This is a genomic window from Psychrobacter sp. 1U2 (assembly GCF_051847575.1).
Genome location: NZ_JBPYDC010001091.1, coordinates 1 through 710, shown reverse-complemented (window position 1 = coordinate 710; position 710 = coordinate 1). Strand labels below are relative to the sequence as shown.

Sequence of the window (710 nt, the reverse complement as noted above, 5' to 3'; positions counted from 1 at the left end):
CGCTTGAAAAGCAGACAACACATTCATCACATCGTTAAAGCTGTCCATGCCAAGTACCATGACGTTCAACTCTTGTGGCAGACGCTCAAGTTTGATCTGTGCATGAGTGACTAAGCCTAGCGTACCTTCACTACCGATAAACAGCTGGCGCAAATCATAGCCAGTGGCGTTTTTGACCATACCACGGTTCAATTGTAAGATATCGCCTTTACCTGTGACCACGGTCAAACCCATAATCCATTGACGGGTCATACCGTAACGAATAACCTTGATACCGCCAGCATTGGTGCCGATATTACCACCCATTTGACTAGAGCCTGCTGAAGCAAAGTCAACGGGATAGTACAAATCTTTGGACTCCGCGAATTGCTGTAGCTGCTGAGTTATCACGCCTGCTTCGATTTCGACCAAACGATCAGCAGGGTAGAATTGTCCGATATGATTCATTTTATCCATACTAACGACAATCTCGCCATTGGCAAGTAGCACTATAGCTTGTACTTGTTCCGTCGTTTTTGGAAAGACAATAGCCGTGGGCGCGGGCGCAAAATGCTTGGTCCAGTCTTTGCCCCAATGCTCTAAGCTTTCGCTATCGGTTTTAATTTGTGTATTATCGAAATTGTGCTCATTTACCAAGGTATCAAAGATGATCTCGAGCTTATTAGTATCGGTAACAGTTGTAGTCTGAGGTGCAAATGGCGTCATGATTG

The 710-nt window shown here is 45.2% G+C and carries 1 protein-coding gene; it reads right to left on the bottom strand.

The window, feature by feature from the left end; translation table 11 throughout:
* Positions 1 to 705: FAD-binding oxidoreductase (locus ACS8FD_RS20555; RefSeq protein WP_439277230.1), on the bottom strand; the 705-nt coding region annotated here is incomplete at its 3' end.
* Positions 706 to 710 lie beyond the last annotated feature (5 nt).